This is a genomic window from Microbulbifer aestuariivivens (assembly GCF_039545115.1).
GTDB lineage: Bacteria > Pseudomonadota > Gammaproteobacteria > Pseudomonadales > Cellvibrionaceae > Microbulbifer > Microbulbifer aestuariivivens.
Genome location: NZ_BAABRT010000006.1, coordinates 38,615 through 53,370 on the forward strand (window position 1 = coordinate 38,615; position 14,756 = coordinate 53,370).

The following is a 14,756-nucleotide window of genomic DNA, read 5'->3' on the forward strand; positions in this document are numbered from 1 at the left end:
AGGGTTGAGGCTTGAGGCTTGAGGCTTGAGGGTCGGGCGTTAGGAGTTAAGGCTGCGTCGCGGGTATCGCTTGATGCCTGGGGGTGACGCCTTTGGATAGAGTTCCCACCGAGAAGGCTGGGGCAAAGAGTTGCCCCGTGATCTTCTCTGCACTATTTGCCGGCACACTGTGCCGGCTTTTTTTTACCGCGCATTTACACTTTTATTCTGTGTTGTTGGCTCTGATTGAATAATGTATTCTTGTGCCAATGACCCTGCCAATGTTGTGAGTTTGAGGGGAGGTTGGCTTCTTACCGGTAGTCATTTTTCCCGATGGGTTAATGGAGCGATTGCATGAGAATAAGAACGATGTTGCCGGCGCTGCTGTTTGCGCTGGTGTTACCGGTCTGCGCGGATCAGCCGCAAGTGCCGGCAGCGGGTGGCGATGGCACTTTTATTTCCGATGTGCCGGGGGTGCGGGAAGAGATGCTCTCCCCGTCTTTCTGGATTTCCCGCCTGCAGCAGGACTCGGTGCGCCTAGACCGGAAAGCGATCCGGCAGTTCAACGCAGTGAATTTCGCCCGGGGTGAATATCTTCATCCTCTCAGTCAGTTCCCGCAGTCGCTTCCCCGGCAGCGCGTGCTTGAGCTGCTCGACGGCATCAGCCGTCCGGCATCGGCGCCCCGCTATCACGTGAACGGCAGCCTGGTATCGGATGACGATTACCGGCAGTGGGAGGCCGCGGTGCAGCGGGACCGCCTGCCCGCGCAGATAAAGGTTAAGTGGGGGCTTGCTGTTCAGCGTGCAAGTATGCGCAGCTATCCCACCGATACCCGCATCTATAAGCACCCCGACGATACCGATCTGGATCGCCTGCAGGAAACCGGCGTCTTCCCCGGCCAGCGCCTGGCGCTGTTGCATGAAAGCGCCGACGGCAAATGGTGGTTTGCGCTGAATTATCACTACGCCGCCTGGGTGCCCAAGTCCGCCGTGGCGGTGGGCGAGCGCGCGGTGATCGAACGCTGGCACGCCGCTGGGCCGCGGCTCACGGTTACAGGCTCGCAGGTGCGCACCAACTACAACCCGGTCGATCCCCGCACTTCCGAAGTCGTGCTGGATATGGGGGTCACTCTGCCGCTGCTGACGGCGGGCGAAGTGGGTCACAGCATCAACGGCCAGAATCCTTATGCTAGCTATGTGGTGAATTTACCGGTGCGCGACGAGGATGGCGCACTGGAATTCGCTCCCACCCTGATCGCCCGCAGCCGCGACGTCAGTGTCGGCTCATTGGAATATCGCCCGGCGCTGGTTTTGCAGCAGGCTTTCAAGTTTCTCGGTGAACGCTATGGCTGGGGGCACGACTATAACGGCCGCGACTGCACGGGTTTTGTCGGTGAGGTTTACAAATCCTTTGGCATTTTCATGCCGCGCAATTCCGGCCAGCAGGGGCGCAGTGCCTTTGCGCCGACGCGCCGCCTCGATGATGCCAGTCGCGAGCAGAAGCTGAGCGCGCTGGAGGAGCTGCAGGTGGGTGACCTCATCTACATCCCGGGCCATGTGATGATGTTTATCGGGCACGTGGATGGTGAGCCCTACGTGATACACGATGTTACCGGCCTGAGCTATAAAGATGGCCAGGGCGATTTTTATAAAGGAACACTGTCAGGCGTCTCCGTTACCCCGCTGACGCCTCTCTGGCTCGGTCGGAGCCAGGATTTTGTTGACAGTATCTACGCAATAAAAACCATTATTTGATCGGTACTTCCATGAAAATTGTTGACGTGAAGCTTGGCATGCTGAGAGTGCCGTTGATCACTCCCTTCAAGACGGCGCTGCGCACTGTGGAGTGCGTGGAGGATGTGGTGGTGATGCTGGAGACAGACACCGGCCATATCGGCTACGGCAATGCGCCGGCCACTGCGGTCATTACCGGCGATACCCACGGTTCTGTGATCGAGGCGGTGCGCACGGTGTTTACCCCGCTGCTGCTGAACCGCGATGTCGCTGACCTGAACCGCCTTACCCGTGAAATCGGCGGGGCGATGATCAATAACACCAGCGCCAAGGCGGCGGTGGAGATCGCGCTTTACGACCTCTTTGCACAGAGCTATAAAACCCCGCTCTATCGCATCCTCGGTGGTGGTGAAAACAGCCTGACAACCGATATTACGATCAGTGTCGATTACATCGACAAAATGGTGGCGGATGCGGAGCGCGCGGTGGAGCGCGGCTTTGAAATTCTGAAGCTTAAAGTGGGCAAGGATATTCGCCTGGATATTGAGCGCATCAAAGCGGTGTACGCGGCGGTGAAGGGTCGCGCTCTGCTGCGCCTGGATGCCAACCAGGGCTGGAGCCCCAAGCAGGCGGTGCTGGCCATTCGCAGCCTTGAAGATGCCGGGGTCGTGCTGGAGCTGGTGGAGCAGCCGGTGAAGGCCAATAACCTAGAGGGCATGCGTTACATTTCCGAGCGGGTGAAAACCCCCATCATGGCTGATGAGAGTATTTTTGGCCCGCTGGAGGTGATGGATGTAATCGAGCGTCAGGCGGCGGAAATCATCAATATCAAACTGATGAAGACCGGTGGTATTTCCGGTGCGCTCAAAATCGCCGACCTGGCCGGCCTGTATGATCTGGATTGCATGGTGGGCTGCATGCTGGAGACCAGCATCGGCGTTTCCGCAGCTGCGCACGTGGCCGCGGCCAAGTCTCCGGTGGTGTCCAAGCTCGACCTGGATGTGCCGTCCCTGTGCCAGCATGACCCGGTAATTGGTGGCGCAACCTATAAGGATGCGGATATTATTCTGAATGAAACCCCGGGATTGGGTATTAAAAAAATTGAAGGACTGGAGTTACTGGTGTAATAGCTTCATGTTCAGCTTCAGGCGGAGCCCCAAAGCATGACATGTCTTTTGAAGATGCGCGCAATGCGCGATCAGATGTCGGTTAATGAGCGCAAGCTCGCTGAATTTATTCTCGAAAATACCAAACTGCTGCGTGACTATTCCTCGCAGCAGCTGGCGGATGTGGTGGGTGTCAGCCAGTCGAGTGTGGTGAAGTTCTCACAGAAGCTGGGCTACAAGGGGTATCCGAGTCTCAAGCTGGCTGTGTATGAAACCTATGCCGAGGCGGCCCGCGCCCAGTCAGGGCATGGCGAGGGAGAGGGGGGCTTTTTCCGGCCCGATAACCCCCTTAGCAAGCTGGGGCAGAAAAAGCTCGAGGTATTGGAGAATACCGCCGGTATCAATGAGGCCGAGCATCTCGCCGCGGCAATCGCGGCGATTCGCGGTGCGCGCTGTATTCAGGTTTCTGCCTGCTCGGGCTCCGTGGCCGTGGCGAAATACCTCACTTACCAGTTGCTGGAACTCGGTTGCTGGGCGGTGTTTGTAGAGGGCAGCCAGGTTCAGCAGCGCATTGCCGGCTCTCTGGGCGGGGAAGACCTGCTGTGCATCATCTGTGATTTCGGTGGTGAGGAGTCTCTGGTCGAGGTGGCGAATCATGCCCGTGAGCAGGGGGTCAAGGTGCTGAGCCTGACCCGCTACAACTACAATGCGGCCAGCATTCACTCTGATATTCGCCTTTTTGTCGTGCCCGCGGATGAAGACGAGCAGATGCAGAGGCTGCTGTTTCGCTCCGGCCAGTTGCACCTGGTTGAGGGGCTGGTGAGCGGCCTGCTGTCACAGGAAGCCTGATCCTATCTGGCGTTTTTGCTCTTCGCCGTAAGCGTTTGCGGCAATCCCAAGCGTAAAAAAGGCCGAAGTCCCGATGGGGCTTCGGCCTTTTTTGTCGCTGCTTTTCAACTGTTTTTCAGCTGATTACTGCCGCTGGGGCAGGTTGCCGGTCCTAGTCGAGGATTTCCCATTCGAGGCTGTAGTCCCACTGATCGAAATACAGGTTGCCGCCGCTCCATTCCACTTCGCCGCGCTGTGAGTCGACCGTTTCGGAGCGGAAGTGCTCTTTGGCCGGCTCGAAGGGTTGGCTGTAATCCGTATTGAAGATCAGGCGGTAGGCATCGATGCCGCCGAGGTAAAACCAGGTTTCGCTGTCGCTGATGCCGGCAAGCTTGCCGTGGGTTACATCCATGGGCAGCCAGCCGTAGGGCTCCAGGTAGAACTCGCCCCAGTCGTGCATGGTGTCGAAGCCGGACGGGGAAAACTCCCAGCCGGATTGCCAGCGCGCGGGGATACCGTTCATGCGCATCAGGGTTATCAGCAGCAGCGTCTGCTGTCCGCAATCCGCATGGCCGGCTTTCGCCGCATATTCGCTGATATTGCGGATGGTGGAGTACTCCCGTGCGCCCGCCCAGGGAATGCTGTCCACATAGGCGAAGAGCTTCTGCGCGATGCGGTAGGGGTTGCTTTCATCACCGACAATCTGTTCAGACAGTTTGCGCAGGTAGGGTGTGAACTGCACATGGGGTGGGCGCTCCTGCAGGTGGGGCGCCAGGGCTTCATTGGGGGCGGGCGCCTGTACCCGCTCCGGCTCGATCGCGGTGGACCTGCCAAGGCTGTCGAACTCATAGCTCACGGCAAACTCCACCGGTCTGCCGGCTTCCGCCTGCTTTTCAAAATAGATGGTGCGCTGCGGCTGAGTTTCCGCTGCCAGCACATATTGCTCCGGTGAGGAGGCGAGCAGGGAGATATTTTCCTGGCGCCCCAAAACCGGCTTGGGGAAGGGCAGCCAGGCGCGCACTGTCTCGCCGGCGGGCACCGCGTCCGGGTCTACGGTCAGTGCGTAGCTGATGCGAATGCGCTTGCGCACCGGTCCGTCCGCCATGGAGACGTCCCGGTGATGCTGGTGCAGGGTGTAGAGTGGCGCTTTCTCGCTAAAGCGGCGGTAGCCGTCGGTGCGGGCGGCAGCATCATCGGATATATGCACCAGGTTGTAGGCGGTTTTGCGGAAGAAACGCCGCTCACCATCGATCACCTTGGACTCAAGCAGGCCGGCCTTGTCCCACTGTGTTAGGTCGGATTCCGTGGCGTCGGGTATGTAGCGCTGAATCGACTGCAGGAGTTGGTCGCGGCTCAGGGTGAATTCCATTTCAATACGGCGCATACGCTCCGCCTCGAACTTAAGCGACGGATGCTCCTGTTTCAGTCGGTCTTCTTGCAGCAGGCGCTGAATATGCTGGCGGGCGTCGGTGTAGTGGCCGTCGTCGACCATATTCTGCACATCCTGCAGTGATTCGGGGGTTTCGGGGGTGCTGGGAGTGCAGGCACCGAGCGAGGAGAAAGCAACCGCGACGGAAAGCAGTAGCGTGAGTCTGCAGGGAAGTTTGGGTGGTGACACGGTGTGCTCCTTCTTATTGAAGAGTTCGAAATTCAGCTTAACGGAATAAATTATATTTACAGCTATTTTATGAGTTGATAAATTATTCTACTGTGTGTTGGTCGTCAAGGACGGCGGGCACCTGTGCGGATGCTTTGTCCTTGGGGCCTTTTTGTGTTCGCAGCGGTTTACTGGCAGAGGTACCACAATGAGAATAAAAAAATTCACCCGCAGGCTGGCCACCCGAGCCACTGCGGCCGCAGCGGCAGTGCTACTGGCCGCCTGCAGCGATTCCCCCCCCTCTTCAAGCGAGATCGAGGCTCTGGTCGAGCGGGTGCTCGAGCAGGAGCAGGTACCCGGTGCGGCCGTGGGGGTCTGGCATCGCGGTGAACCTGTGCTGTTGCGCGGCTTTGGTGTCACCAATGTGCAGAGCCCGCGCCCGGTCGACAGCGAAACCCTGTTCAAGCTGGCATCCACCACCAAAGCCTTTACCACCGCTGCGCTGGCGCTGCTGGTGGAAGAGGGCAAGCTGGAGTGGGACGGCCGGGTGGTGGACTACCTGCCCGGGTTCAAGTTGGGCGACCCCTGGATTACCGCCGAATTCCAGGTTGTCGATCTGCTGACGCACCGCTCCGGCCTCGGCGCCGGCGCCGGCGACCTGATGCTGTGGCCGCAACCGAACTCCTTTAGCCGCACGGATGTCCTGTCCGGGCTGGAATACCTACCCATCACTAAAAGTTTCCGCGCCGATTACGCCTACGACAACCTGCTTTACATCGTCGCCGGTGAATTGATCGCGGCGGTGTCCGGGCAGAGTTATGAGGACTTTGTCCAGACCCGCCTGCTGAAGGCGCTCGGCCTCGACAACTGTTACGCCGGGCCGGTGCCGCGGTCTGCGCGGGACAACCTGGCCGACCCGCACCGTCTCGAAGCTGAGGGGCTGGTGGTGGATACGCCCAACCTGGCCGGTGACGACCCCATAGTGCTCGCCGCCGCCGGCGGTATGCACTGCAGTGCCGGCGATATGCTGACCTGGCTGCGCACGCTGCTGGCGGGGGGAGTTTCGCCCTCCGGTGAGCGCCTGCTGAGCGAGGAAACCCGCAATCACCTGTGGCGGCCGGTCACGCTGATGCCGTTTTCCGAGTCGCGCTCGGAGAGGGATGCGGGTCACTTTTATGCCTATGCCCTGGGTTGGCGTGTGCAGGACATGCACGGCAAGCGGGTGATTCACCACACCGGATCGCTCTCCGGCATGTACGCCTGGGCGGCGCTGGTGCCGGAGGAGGAGCTGGCGATTGTGGTGCTGATGAACCGCAGCGCAGGCGTTGCCCGCCAGTCCCTGATCTATGGCCTGCTCAAGCCCTACCTGGGCGCCGATGAGCGCGACTGGCTGGCGTACTTCCAGGATTTATATGGCGGTGCCGCAGAGCCTTTTGAACCGGAGTTGTTGCCGGCCCCGGAGAGCATGGCGGACATCGCCGACAGCGAGGTGATCGGCAGTTATCGCGACCCCTGGTTTGGCACTATCGAAATTGCCCGGGGGGATGAGGGGCTGCGCTGGCGATCCCTCAAGTCGCCGCGTCTTACTGGCACCATGCAGGCCGCTGCCCCGGGCGTATGGAGCGTGAAGTGGGATGATCGCAGCCTCGATGCCGACGCGTGGATGCGGGCGGAGCGCGATGAGTCCGGCAGGCTGATGCTGACACTGGTGCCGCAGTCCCGCGGTGTGGATTTTAGTTACGATTTTCAGGACCTGCGCTTTGAGCGTGTGACTGAAGACGGTTGAGCTTAGGTGTAAGGAGATTCTCCCGTGGAAAGAAGAACGCTAATCAAATCCCTGGTGGCGGCGCCGCTGCTTGGTGGCCTCGCCGCCGCCGGCAGCAGCGCCGGCGCTGCACCCTCAACCGGCGAGCTGCTGCGGCCGGCGCGCTTGCGTAAAGGCATGACCGTGGGGCTGGTCACGCCGGCCAGTAATGTCTGGGAAGACGAGGATGTCCGCTTTGCCGGCGACGTGGTCAAGTCCCTCGGCTTCAAGGTGAAGGAGGGGGCCAACCTCTACCAGCGCTCCCAGTACCTGGCAGGCCCGGACGCGGCCCGCGCGGACGACTTCAACCGCATGTTCGCAGACCCGGAGGTGGACGCGGTTTTCTGTCTGCGCGGCGGTTACGGCACCCCGCGTATTCTGCCGATGCTGGACTACGCAACCATCCGCAAGAATCCCAAGGTGCTGCTGGGTTACAGCGATATCACCGCGCTGCTCAACGCCATTTACCAGCGCTGCGGCCTGATTACCTTCCACGGCCCGATCGCTGCGCAGAACTTTACCGATTACACGCTGGAAGAGTTTTCGCGGGTGCTGGTGCATGGAGAATCTCCGACGCGTCTGGGCGAGGCCCCTGCCTTTGAGGGTGGCCCCGGCCGGGTGGAGCGTCACAACCGACTCACCACCTTCCGTGGCGGTCGTGCCCGCGGGCGGCTGATCGGTGGCAACCTGAGCCTGATCTGCACCTTGCTGGGCACCCCCTATGAGCCCGACTTCCGCGGCAAGATTCTGTTTCTGGAAGATGTGGGCGAGGCCCCATACCGCATCGATCGCATGCTGACTCAGCTGTGGTTGGCGGGCAAGCTGGATGAGGTGGCCGGAATCGCCTTTGGCAAGTTCACCGAAGCGGAGACCAGCGGCAATACCTTCAGCGTCGAGCACGTGTTGCGCGAGCGCTGCGCTGGACTGGAGGTGCCGGTGGTGCGCGGCCTGATGATCGGCCATGTGGATGATCAGACCGTGGTTCCGGTTGGCGCCATGGCCGAGCTGGACGGCGACGCCGGCACCCTGATTCTGCAGGAACCTGTGGTGAGCTGAGGCGTGATGCCACCCCGCCCGTTGCCACAAGCCGGAAGCGGTTATCGGTTGCGGCGATGAAAGCTGTTTCGGCAGGCCCCCGCGGGCCTGTCAGCATATGAAAAACAATAATCAAATGATGCTGTATGACTGAATTATCCTGGATTACCCTGCTGCCTCCCTTCCTCGCCATTGGTCTGGCGCTTTTTACCCGACAGGTCTACCTGGCATTGTTTGCCGGAATCTGGCTTGGTTATTTTTTGCTCAATCAGTCCGGTTTTTTCCCCTCTCTCGCCGAGGCTTTGGATGCGGTGATTGGCGTACTGGCCAGCCCGGGGGATGCGCGGGTGGTGGTTTTTACCCTGGTGATTGGTGCTTTTATCATCACTTTGGAGCGCAGTGGCGCGGTCAGCGGCTTTGTGCGCTTTCTCGAGCGCAGCCGCTGGGTGACCAACGGCAAACGGGCCCAGTGGATGGCCTGGCTGGTGGGTATTGTGATTTTTATTGAGTCCAATATCACCGTGCTTGTTGCCGGTACTGTTTCGCGCCCGTTGTTTGATCGTTTCCGGATTGCGCGGGAAAAACTCGCCTATATTATCGACTCCACTTCGGCGCCCATCTGTATGCTGATTCCGCTGAACGCCTGGGGCGCGTTTAATCTGGGGCTGCTCGACGGGCTCGGGGTGGAGGAGCCTCTCAAGGTGCTGCTCGCGAGTATTCCATTGAATCTCTACGCCATTACCGCGGTTGCCCTGACGGCCTACACCATCACCCGCAACTACAACCCGGGCCCGATGGCCAAGGCCGAGGCCCGCACCCACAGTGGCGAGGTAGACGGTATTGATATTGCCGCCTCCACCGGTGAGGCCAAACATATTAAGCCGCGGCTGATGAACATGCTGCTGCCGGTGCTGACGCTGATTGTGGCGATGCCGGTGGGATTGTGGATTACCGGTGATGGTGAAATTTTCGCCGGTTCCGGTTCCACCTCGGTTCTGTGGGCCTCTGTTGCGGCGTTGGCGGTGATCTCGCTGTTGGTCATTTTCCAGCGCAGCATGACCCTCGACGAGTTGAGCCACACCTGGATGGAAGGGGCGGGGCGCATGTTGCCGCTGGCGGTGATCCTGGTGCTGGCGCTGGCTCTGGGCGCGGTTTCCAAGACCCTCGGCACCGGCGCCTATGTGGCCGGTATGGTGGGCGATGCAATTCCCGTGGCTTTGCTGCCGCTGGTGATTTTTCTGGTTGCCGCTGTAATCGCTTTCTCGGTGGGCTCCAGCTGGGGGACATTTTCCATCATGCTTCCCATCGCCATTCCGGTGGCGGCGGCGCTGGGTGCCGAGCCGACCTTGTTTGTGGCGGCGGTGCTTTCCGGTGGCATTTTTGGTGACCATGCCTCCCCCATATCGGATACCACCATTGTTTCCTCGCTTGCGTCGGGGACCGAACATATTGAACACGTGCGAACCCAGTTGCCCTACGCCTTGATAGCCGGTGGCATCAGCGCGGCGGGGTTTGTCGCCCTGGGTTTACTACTGCTGTAATTTATGAGAGCGCAGATGACTGAATGTAAGATTGTGCTGGTTACCGCGGAGCCCCGTTTTGGCGCCCGCTGGGTATCTGAGCTGGGCCATGTTGCCGAGAGCGACCACGACTCGCCGGTGAAGCTGTCTTTCAGCCACACGCTGGTGGAAGACCTGGAGGTTTTTCTCGCCCGTGGTGATACGCAGATTGTCGCGCTCGATGACGCCAGTCTGGGCAGCGACACCCTGACTGCCGCCTACACCACGCTGCGCAGCTGGCGGGCTGAAATCGATTGCGTGCTGCTCACCAGCGGCAGCTCCGCTGCCGCCGAGCGCAGTTACGAGAGCGTTATCTCCCGCAGTGAATCCAACTACGGCGTGGTCTACCGCACCTTGCGCCGCATACTGCTGGAACGGATCGCCACCCCATTTGCCGACGCCCTGCGGGAGTACGTTTACGCGGCCCGGGACTCCTGGCATACGCCGGGGCACTCCAGCGGCGACAGCCTGAGCACCAGCCCCTGGGTGGTGGATTTCTACCGCTTTATGGGTGAGCATATTTTCAGCACCGACCTGTCCGTGAGCGTGAAGATGCTCGATTCCCTGATGGACCCCATCAGTGTGATTCGCCAGGCCCAGCAGCTGACCGCCAAGACCTTCGGCGCCGCGCACAGTTATTTCGTCACCAACGGCACTTCCACCTCCAACAAGATTGTGCTGCAGCACCTGCTGCGCAGTGGTGATCGGGCAATTGTCGATCGCAACTGCCATAAGTCCGTGCACCACGCGATGATTATGAGTGGCGCCTTGCCGGTATACCTGGAGTCATCGGTCAATCAGCGCTACGGCATTTACGGACCGGTATCCAAGGCGAAAATCTTCGAGGCCATCGACCGCAACCCCAGCGCCCGGCTGCTGGTGCTGACCTCCTGTACCTACGACGGCCTGCGCTATGACCTCAAGCCGATTATCGACTATGCCCACGAGCACGGTATCTATGTGCTGATCGATGAGGCCTGGTATGCCCACGGGCGTTTCCACCCGCAGCTGCGTCCCACCGCCATCGAGTGCGGCGCCGACTTCGTGACCCAGTCCACTCACAAGATGCTGTCGGCTCTTTCCCAGGCCAGCATGATTCATGTGGGGGAGGGGGTTGAGGCCTTTGATGCGGCGGGTTTCCGTGAAGACATCAATATGCACACCTCCACCAGCCCGCAGTACGGCATGATCGCCAGCCTGGATGTGGCGCGCAAGCAGATGAGTATCGAGGGTTTCGAGGTATTGAGCCGCACCCTGGCGTTTGCCGACGATCTTCGCCAGTTCGTCAACGAGTCCACCCGCTTTGTCAGCCTCACTGTTGAGGATCTCTGCAGTGAGGAGGTGGCCGGCGACGGTATCCTGCTCGACCCCACCAAGGTGACCATCGATGTGGGCTGCGCTGGAGTTTCTGCCCCCCAGGCCCAGCAGATGCTGTTCAACCAGTACGGCATTCAGGTGGAGAAAAATACCCACAACACCCTGTCTTTCCTCGTTACCATCGGCACCACGGAGAGCAAGATCCTGCGTCTCAAGGAGGCGCTGCGGCGCTTGTCCGAGGGCGGTGTCGAGACCGGCTCTGCTGAGAACGGCCAGTCTTTGCCGCCGCTCAGCGAAATTCGCGTACTGCCTCGGGCCGCTTACTTCGCCCGCGGAGAAAAACTGCCCCTGACTGGCAGCGGGGAAATGAGCCTGGTCGGGCGCATTGCCTGTGATGAGGTGGTGCCATACCCGCCGGGTATCCCCCTGCTGGTGCCGGGCCAGGAGGTGAGCGCTGAAATTCTCGCCGCGATTCGCTCCTATGTGGAGGATCGCGAGGATCTGGAGATGCACGGGTTGCGTAAGGTGAATGGCGCCCCGGCAATCCGCGTCATGTGCCCGCAAGAGGTGGAAGCGGGCGTGCGGGAACTGGAAGCCCTGTGATGGGCTTCCGTCTCTTATAAAAAGAACATTTTTTAGTATCACGCAGCTGCCGAGGGGATAGGGCAATGCATTCGGAAAAAGTCCGGCTACTGATGTTGTCGCTGCTGCTGTTGAGCGGCTGTGCCGGTGAGGAAAGCACCAAGGCGCCGGTGCCAATGGAATCCGTCGCCGCGCCGAGTATTCGCGTGGATATGAAATACTTCAGCGGTGACAACCTGGTGGGCGAGCCCCTCGACGGCTATGAGTCCAATCGCTGCCTGCTGGCCCCGGAGGCGGCCCGCGCGCTGATGGCCGTGGCCGAGGATCTGTCGACCCAGGGGCTGGGGCTTGAGGTGTTCGATTGCTATCGCCCACAGAGGGCGGTCAATCATTTCGTGCGCTGGGCGGCAGAGCCGGAAGATTTTTCCACCAAGCCGGATTTTTATCCCCGCGAAGAGAAATCACAGATGTTTGAGCGGGGTTATATTGCCGAGCGCTCCGGCCACAGCCGCGGTGCCACCGTGGATCTGGGGCTCTTCCGCCTCGAGAGCGGCGCCTCTCTCGATATGGGCACCAGTTTCGATTTTATGGATGAGCGCTCCGCCACCGAGTTTCCACTGGAGAATGTTCAGGCGCAACAGAACCGCCTGCTCCTGCGCGAAGCGATGGAGTCGCGGGGTTTTGTCAACTATACGCAGGAATGGTGGCACTACACCTTCAAGCCGGAGCCCTGGCCCGAACAGTATTTCGATTTTCCGGTGCGTTAGGCCCCGGAGCGCCATTTAAAAATTGCTAAAAAAGACAGCGCTATCATGAAGGCATTTTCTTTTCGCCGCTCTTTCTCACCGCGCAGTGCAGTGTTGCTGCTGATACTCGGCCTGCTATCGGTTGCCGGTTGCAGTAAGGATCAACCGCTGCCGGCCATGCTGAACGGCGCGGAGCAGCCCGAGCGCTATCTGCCGCTGCTCGGTGAGCAGCGGGTGGGGCTGGTGGTCAACCAGACATCGCAGGTGGGCCAGCAGCACCTGGTGGACTTCCTGCGTGCCGAGGGCGTTGAAATCGCGCGAATTTTCGCCCTGGAACATGGCATCCGCGGTGATGTGGAGAACGGCGGCAAGGTGGCGGATGGCGTTGATGGCCCCACGGGGCTGCCGATCGTTTCCCTGTATGGTGGCCAGTACGCGCCCTCGCGGGAGAGTGTGGCCGACCTGGACTGGCTGCTGTTCGATATTCAGGATGTGGGGGTGCGCTTTTATACCTACATCAGTTCCCTGCATTACCTGATGCAGGCCTGCGCCGACTTCGATGTGCCGCTGATGGTTCTGGATAGGCCCAACCCCAACGGTGACTATATCGATGGGCCTGTGCTGGAGGCGGAATTTCGCAGCTTCATCGGCATGCACCCGATTCCCCTAGTGCACGGCATGACCGTGGGCGAACTGGCACAGATGATTAACGGCGAGGGCTGGCTGGACGGCGGCGCTCACTGTGACCTCACCGTGATGCCGGTGGCCAATTACCGCAAGAGCGATGCCTATTCTTTGCCGGTCAAGCCATCGCCGAACCTGCCCAATGATCTGTCCATCCGCCTCTACCCGTCGCTGGGGCTGTTCGAAGGCACCACCGTCAGCATCGGGCGCGGTACCGCTTTCCCGTTTCAGGTGGTGGGGCATCCGGCGGATAGCGACGGCAAATTCCAGTTCACGCCGCAGCCGATTGCCGGTGCCAGTGAAAACCCCAAGCATCGCGGGACTCTGGTAACGGGGGATGATCTGCGCACAAAGGATGCGCGGCCGCGTTTTTCTCTGCAACCACTGTTGGACTGGGGTACGCGCACCGGTGAACCGCTGGAGGAATTTTTCTCCCGCGCCGGCTTCTTCGACAAGCTGGCCGGTACGGACAAGCTGCGCAAGGCCATTTTGGCCGGGCAGGGCGAAGAGCAAATTCGCCACAGCTGGAGCGAGAGGCACCAGCAGTTCAGAGAACAGCGCAAGCCCTACCTTCTGTATCCGGAGAACTGAACGTGCTGCGCGCCCACAGCGAGCATATTCTCGCACTCAACCCCGAGGGCCGGCTGATGTCGGTGGACCTGCTGCGGGGGCTGGCCATCGCCGCCATGGTGCTGGTCAACAACCCCGGCAGCTGGTCCTATGTTTACGCCCCCATGGCCCATGCCGAGTGGCACGGGTGGACGCCGACGGATGTGATTTTCCCGCTGTTTCTGTTTGTGGTGGGGATGTCGATAGTGCTGGCCAACGGGCGCCGTGAAACTTTTCCCCGGGTGGCTTGGCCACAGTGGTCGCGGGCGCTCAAGCTGTATGGCCTGGGGCTTTTTCTCGCGGTCTTTTATTACAATTTTCGCGACCCGGGGTACGACTGGTTTGCGGACCGTCTCGCCGGCGTCCGCTTTCTCGGGGTACTGCAGCGAATCGCGCTGGTGTACATCCTCTGCTGCTACCTGGTGTCCTGGCTGTCCACACGCGGTCTGATCGTCGCCGCGGCGCTGGGTATTCTGCTGCCCTGGTTGATGATGCTGTGGATTCCCTACAGTAGTGATAATGGCGAGGTGTTCCGTGGCCAGCTGCTGTTCGGCAACCACTTTTCCGCCTGGCTGGACCAGTGGCTGCTGGGCCGCGAGCATGTTTATTACCGCACTGCCGAGCCCTTTGCATTCGATCCCGAAGGGGTGCTGACAACCCTGCCCGCTGTCTCCACCTGTCTGCTGGGGGTGCTGGCGGCGCTGGCCTGGAAATCCTCTGACGGCTCAGCAGCTGCGCGCATAAAACTGTGCCGGTGCTGGCTGGCTGCCGGTGCCATTCTTTTGCTCGCCGGCCAGCTGCTGCATCCCTGGGTGCCCATCAACAAGGCACTCTGGTCGCCGACGTTTGTACTGGTCAGCGCCGGCGTCTCCCTGTTGCTGCTGGCTACACTGTTTTATCTCGTGGATATCCGCCGTATGCGAGCGCCGCTGGCGCCACTGCTGGTCTTTGGTGTCAACGCCATCGCCCTGTTTATGCTGGCGGGTGTTGTGGGCCGTTTGCTGATTATGATTCCGGTGGGGGAGATGAGCCTGAAGGGATGGCTGTTCAGCAATCTGTTCCAGCCGCTGTTCGGCAGCTACGGAGGATCACTGGCCTTCGCCATCAGCTGTCTGGCACTCTTCTATCTGGTGATGTGGCAGATGTACCGCCGCAGGATTATCTGGAAGGTATAGC

The 14,756-nt window shown here is 60.3% G+C and carries 11 protein-coding genes; 10 read left to right on the forward strand and 1 reads right to left on the reverse strand.

The features are described 5' to 3' along the window. Window positions 1–333 precede the first annotated feature (333 nt). From ABEA58_RS04965 to ABEA58_RS04975, 3 genes are read left to right on the forward strand one after another with little or no spacing between them, the layout of a single operon-like run. Complete coding sequence (locus ABEA58_RS04965) at window positions 334–1,734, forward strand: SH3 domain-containing protein (protein WP_345549417.1); 1,401 nt, start codon at window positions 334–336, stop codon at window positions 1,732–1,734. Window positions 1,735–1,745: 11 nt separating this feature from the next. Next, window positions 1,746–2,840, forward strand: a complete 1,095-nt coding sequence (locus tag ABEA58_RS04970; protein WP_345549418.1) for a dipeptide epimerase — start codon at window positions 1,746–1,748, stop codon at window positions 2,838–2,840. Window positions 2,841–2,876: 36 nt separating this feature from the next. Beyond that, a complete protein-coding gene (locus ABEA58_RS04975) occupies window positions 2,877–3,668 on the forward strand; it encodes a MurR/RpiR family transcriptional regulator (RefSeq protein WP_345549419.1) in 792 nt (263 codons plus the stop codon). Between the two features lie 151 nt (window positions 3,669–3,819). Here the strand turns inward: ABEA58_RS04975 and ABEA58_RS04980 are convergent, their stop codons facing one another. Further along, window positions 3,820–5,265 (reverse strand): transglutaminase-like domain-containing protein, encoded by a 1,446-nt coding sequence (locus ABEA58_RS04980; protein WP_345549420.1) that lies wholly within the window; start codon window positions 5,263–5,265, stop codon window positions 3,820–3,822. Between the two features lie 187 nt (window positions 5,266–5,452). On the opposite strand from ABEA58_RS04980, the gene ABEA58_RS04985 reads away from it, so the two are divergent. From ABEA58_RS04985 to ABEA58_RS05015, 7 genes are all read left to right on the forward strand, one after another. After that, window positions 5,453–7,030, forward strand: a complete 1,578-nt coding sequence (locus ABEA58_RS04985) for a serine hydrolase (RefSeq protein WP_345549421.1) — start codon at window positions 5,453–5,455, stop codon at window positions 7,028–7,030. A gap of 24 nt (window positions 7,031–7,054) precedes the next feature. Next, on the forward strand, window positions 7,055–8,104 hold the full coding sequence (locus ABEA58_RS04990; RefSeq protein ID WP_345549422.1) for a S66 peptidase family protein: 1,050 nt from the start codon (window positions 7,055–7,057) through the stop codon (window positions 8,102–8,104). Between the two features lie 125 nt (window positions 8,105–8,229). After that, window positions 8,230–9,624 (forward strand): Na+/H+ antiporter NhaC family protein, encoded by a 1,395-nt coding sequence (locus tag ABEA58_RS04995; RefSeq protein ID WP_345549423.1) that lies wholly within the window; start codon window positions 8,230–8,232, stop codon window positions 9,622–9,624. Window positions 9,625–9,639: 15 nt separating this feature from the next. Beyond that, window positions 9,640–11,562: an aminotransferase class I/II-fold pyridoxal phosphate-dependent enzyme gene (locus ABEA58_RS05000; protein WP_345549424.1), complete on the forward strand. Its 1,923-nt coding sequence runs from the start codon at window positions 9,640–9,642 to the stop codon at window positions 11,560–11,562. A 65-nt stretch (window positions 11,563–11,627) separates the two neighbouring features. Beyond that, window positions 11,628–12,308, forward strand: coding sequence for a M15 family metallopeptidase (locus ABEA58_RS05005; protein WP_345549425.1), 681 nt, complete (start codon window positions 11,628–11,630; stop codon window positions 12,306–12,308). Between the two features lie 45 nt (window positions 12,309–12,353). Continuing rightward, on the forward strand, window positions 12,354–13,562 hold the full coding sequence (locus tag ABEA58_RS05010) for an exo-beta-N-acetylmuramidase NamZ family protein (protein WP_345549426.1): 1,209 nt from the start codon (window positions 12,354–12,356) through the stop codon (window positions 13,560–13,562). Between the two features lie 2 nt (window positions 13,563–13,564). After that, window positions 13,565–14,755: an acyltransferase family protein gene (locus ABEA58_RS05015; RefSeq protein WP_345549428.1), complete on the forward strand. Its 1,191-nt coding sequence runs from the start codon at window positions 13,565–13,567 to the stop codon at window positions 14,753–14,755. Window position 14,756: the final 1 nt, after the last annotated feature.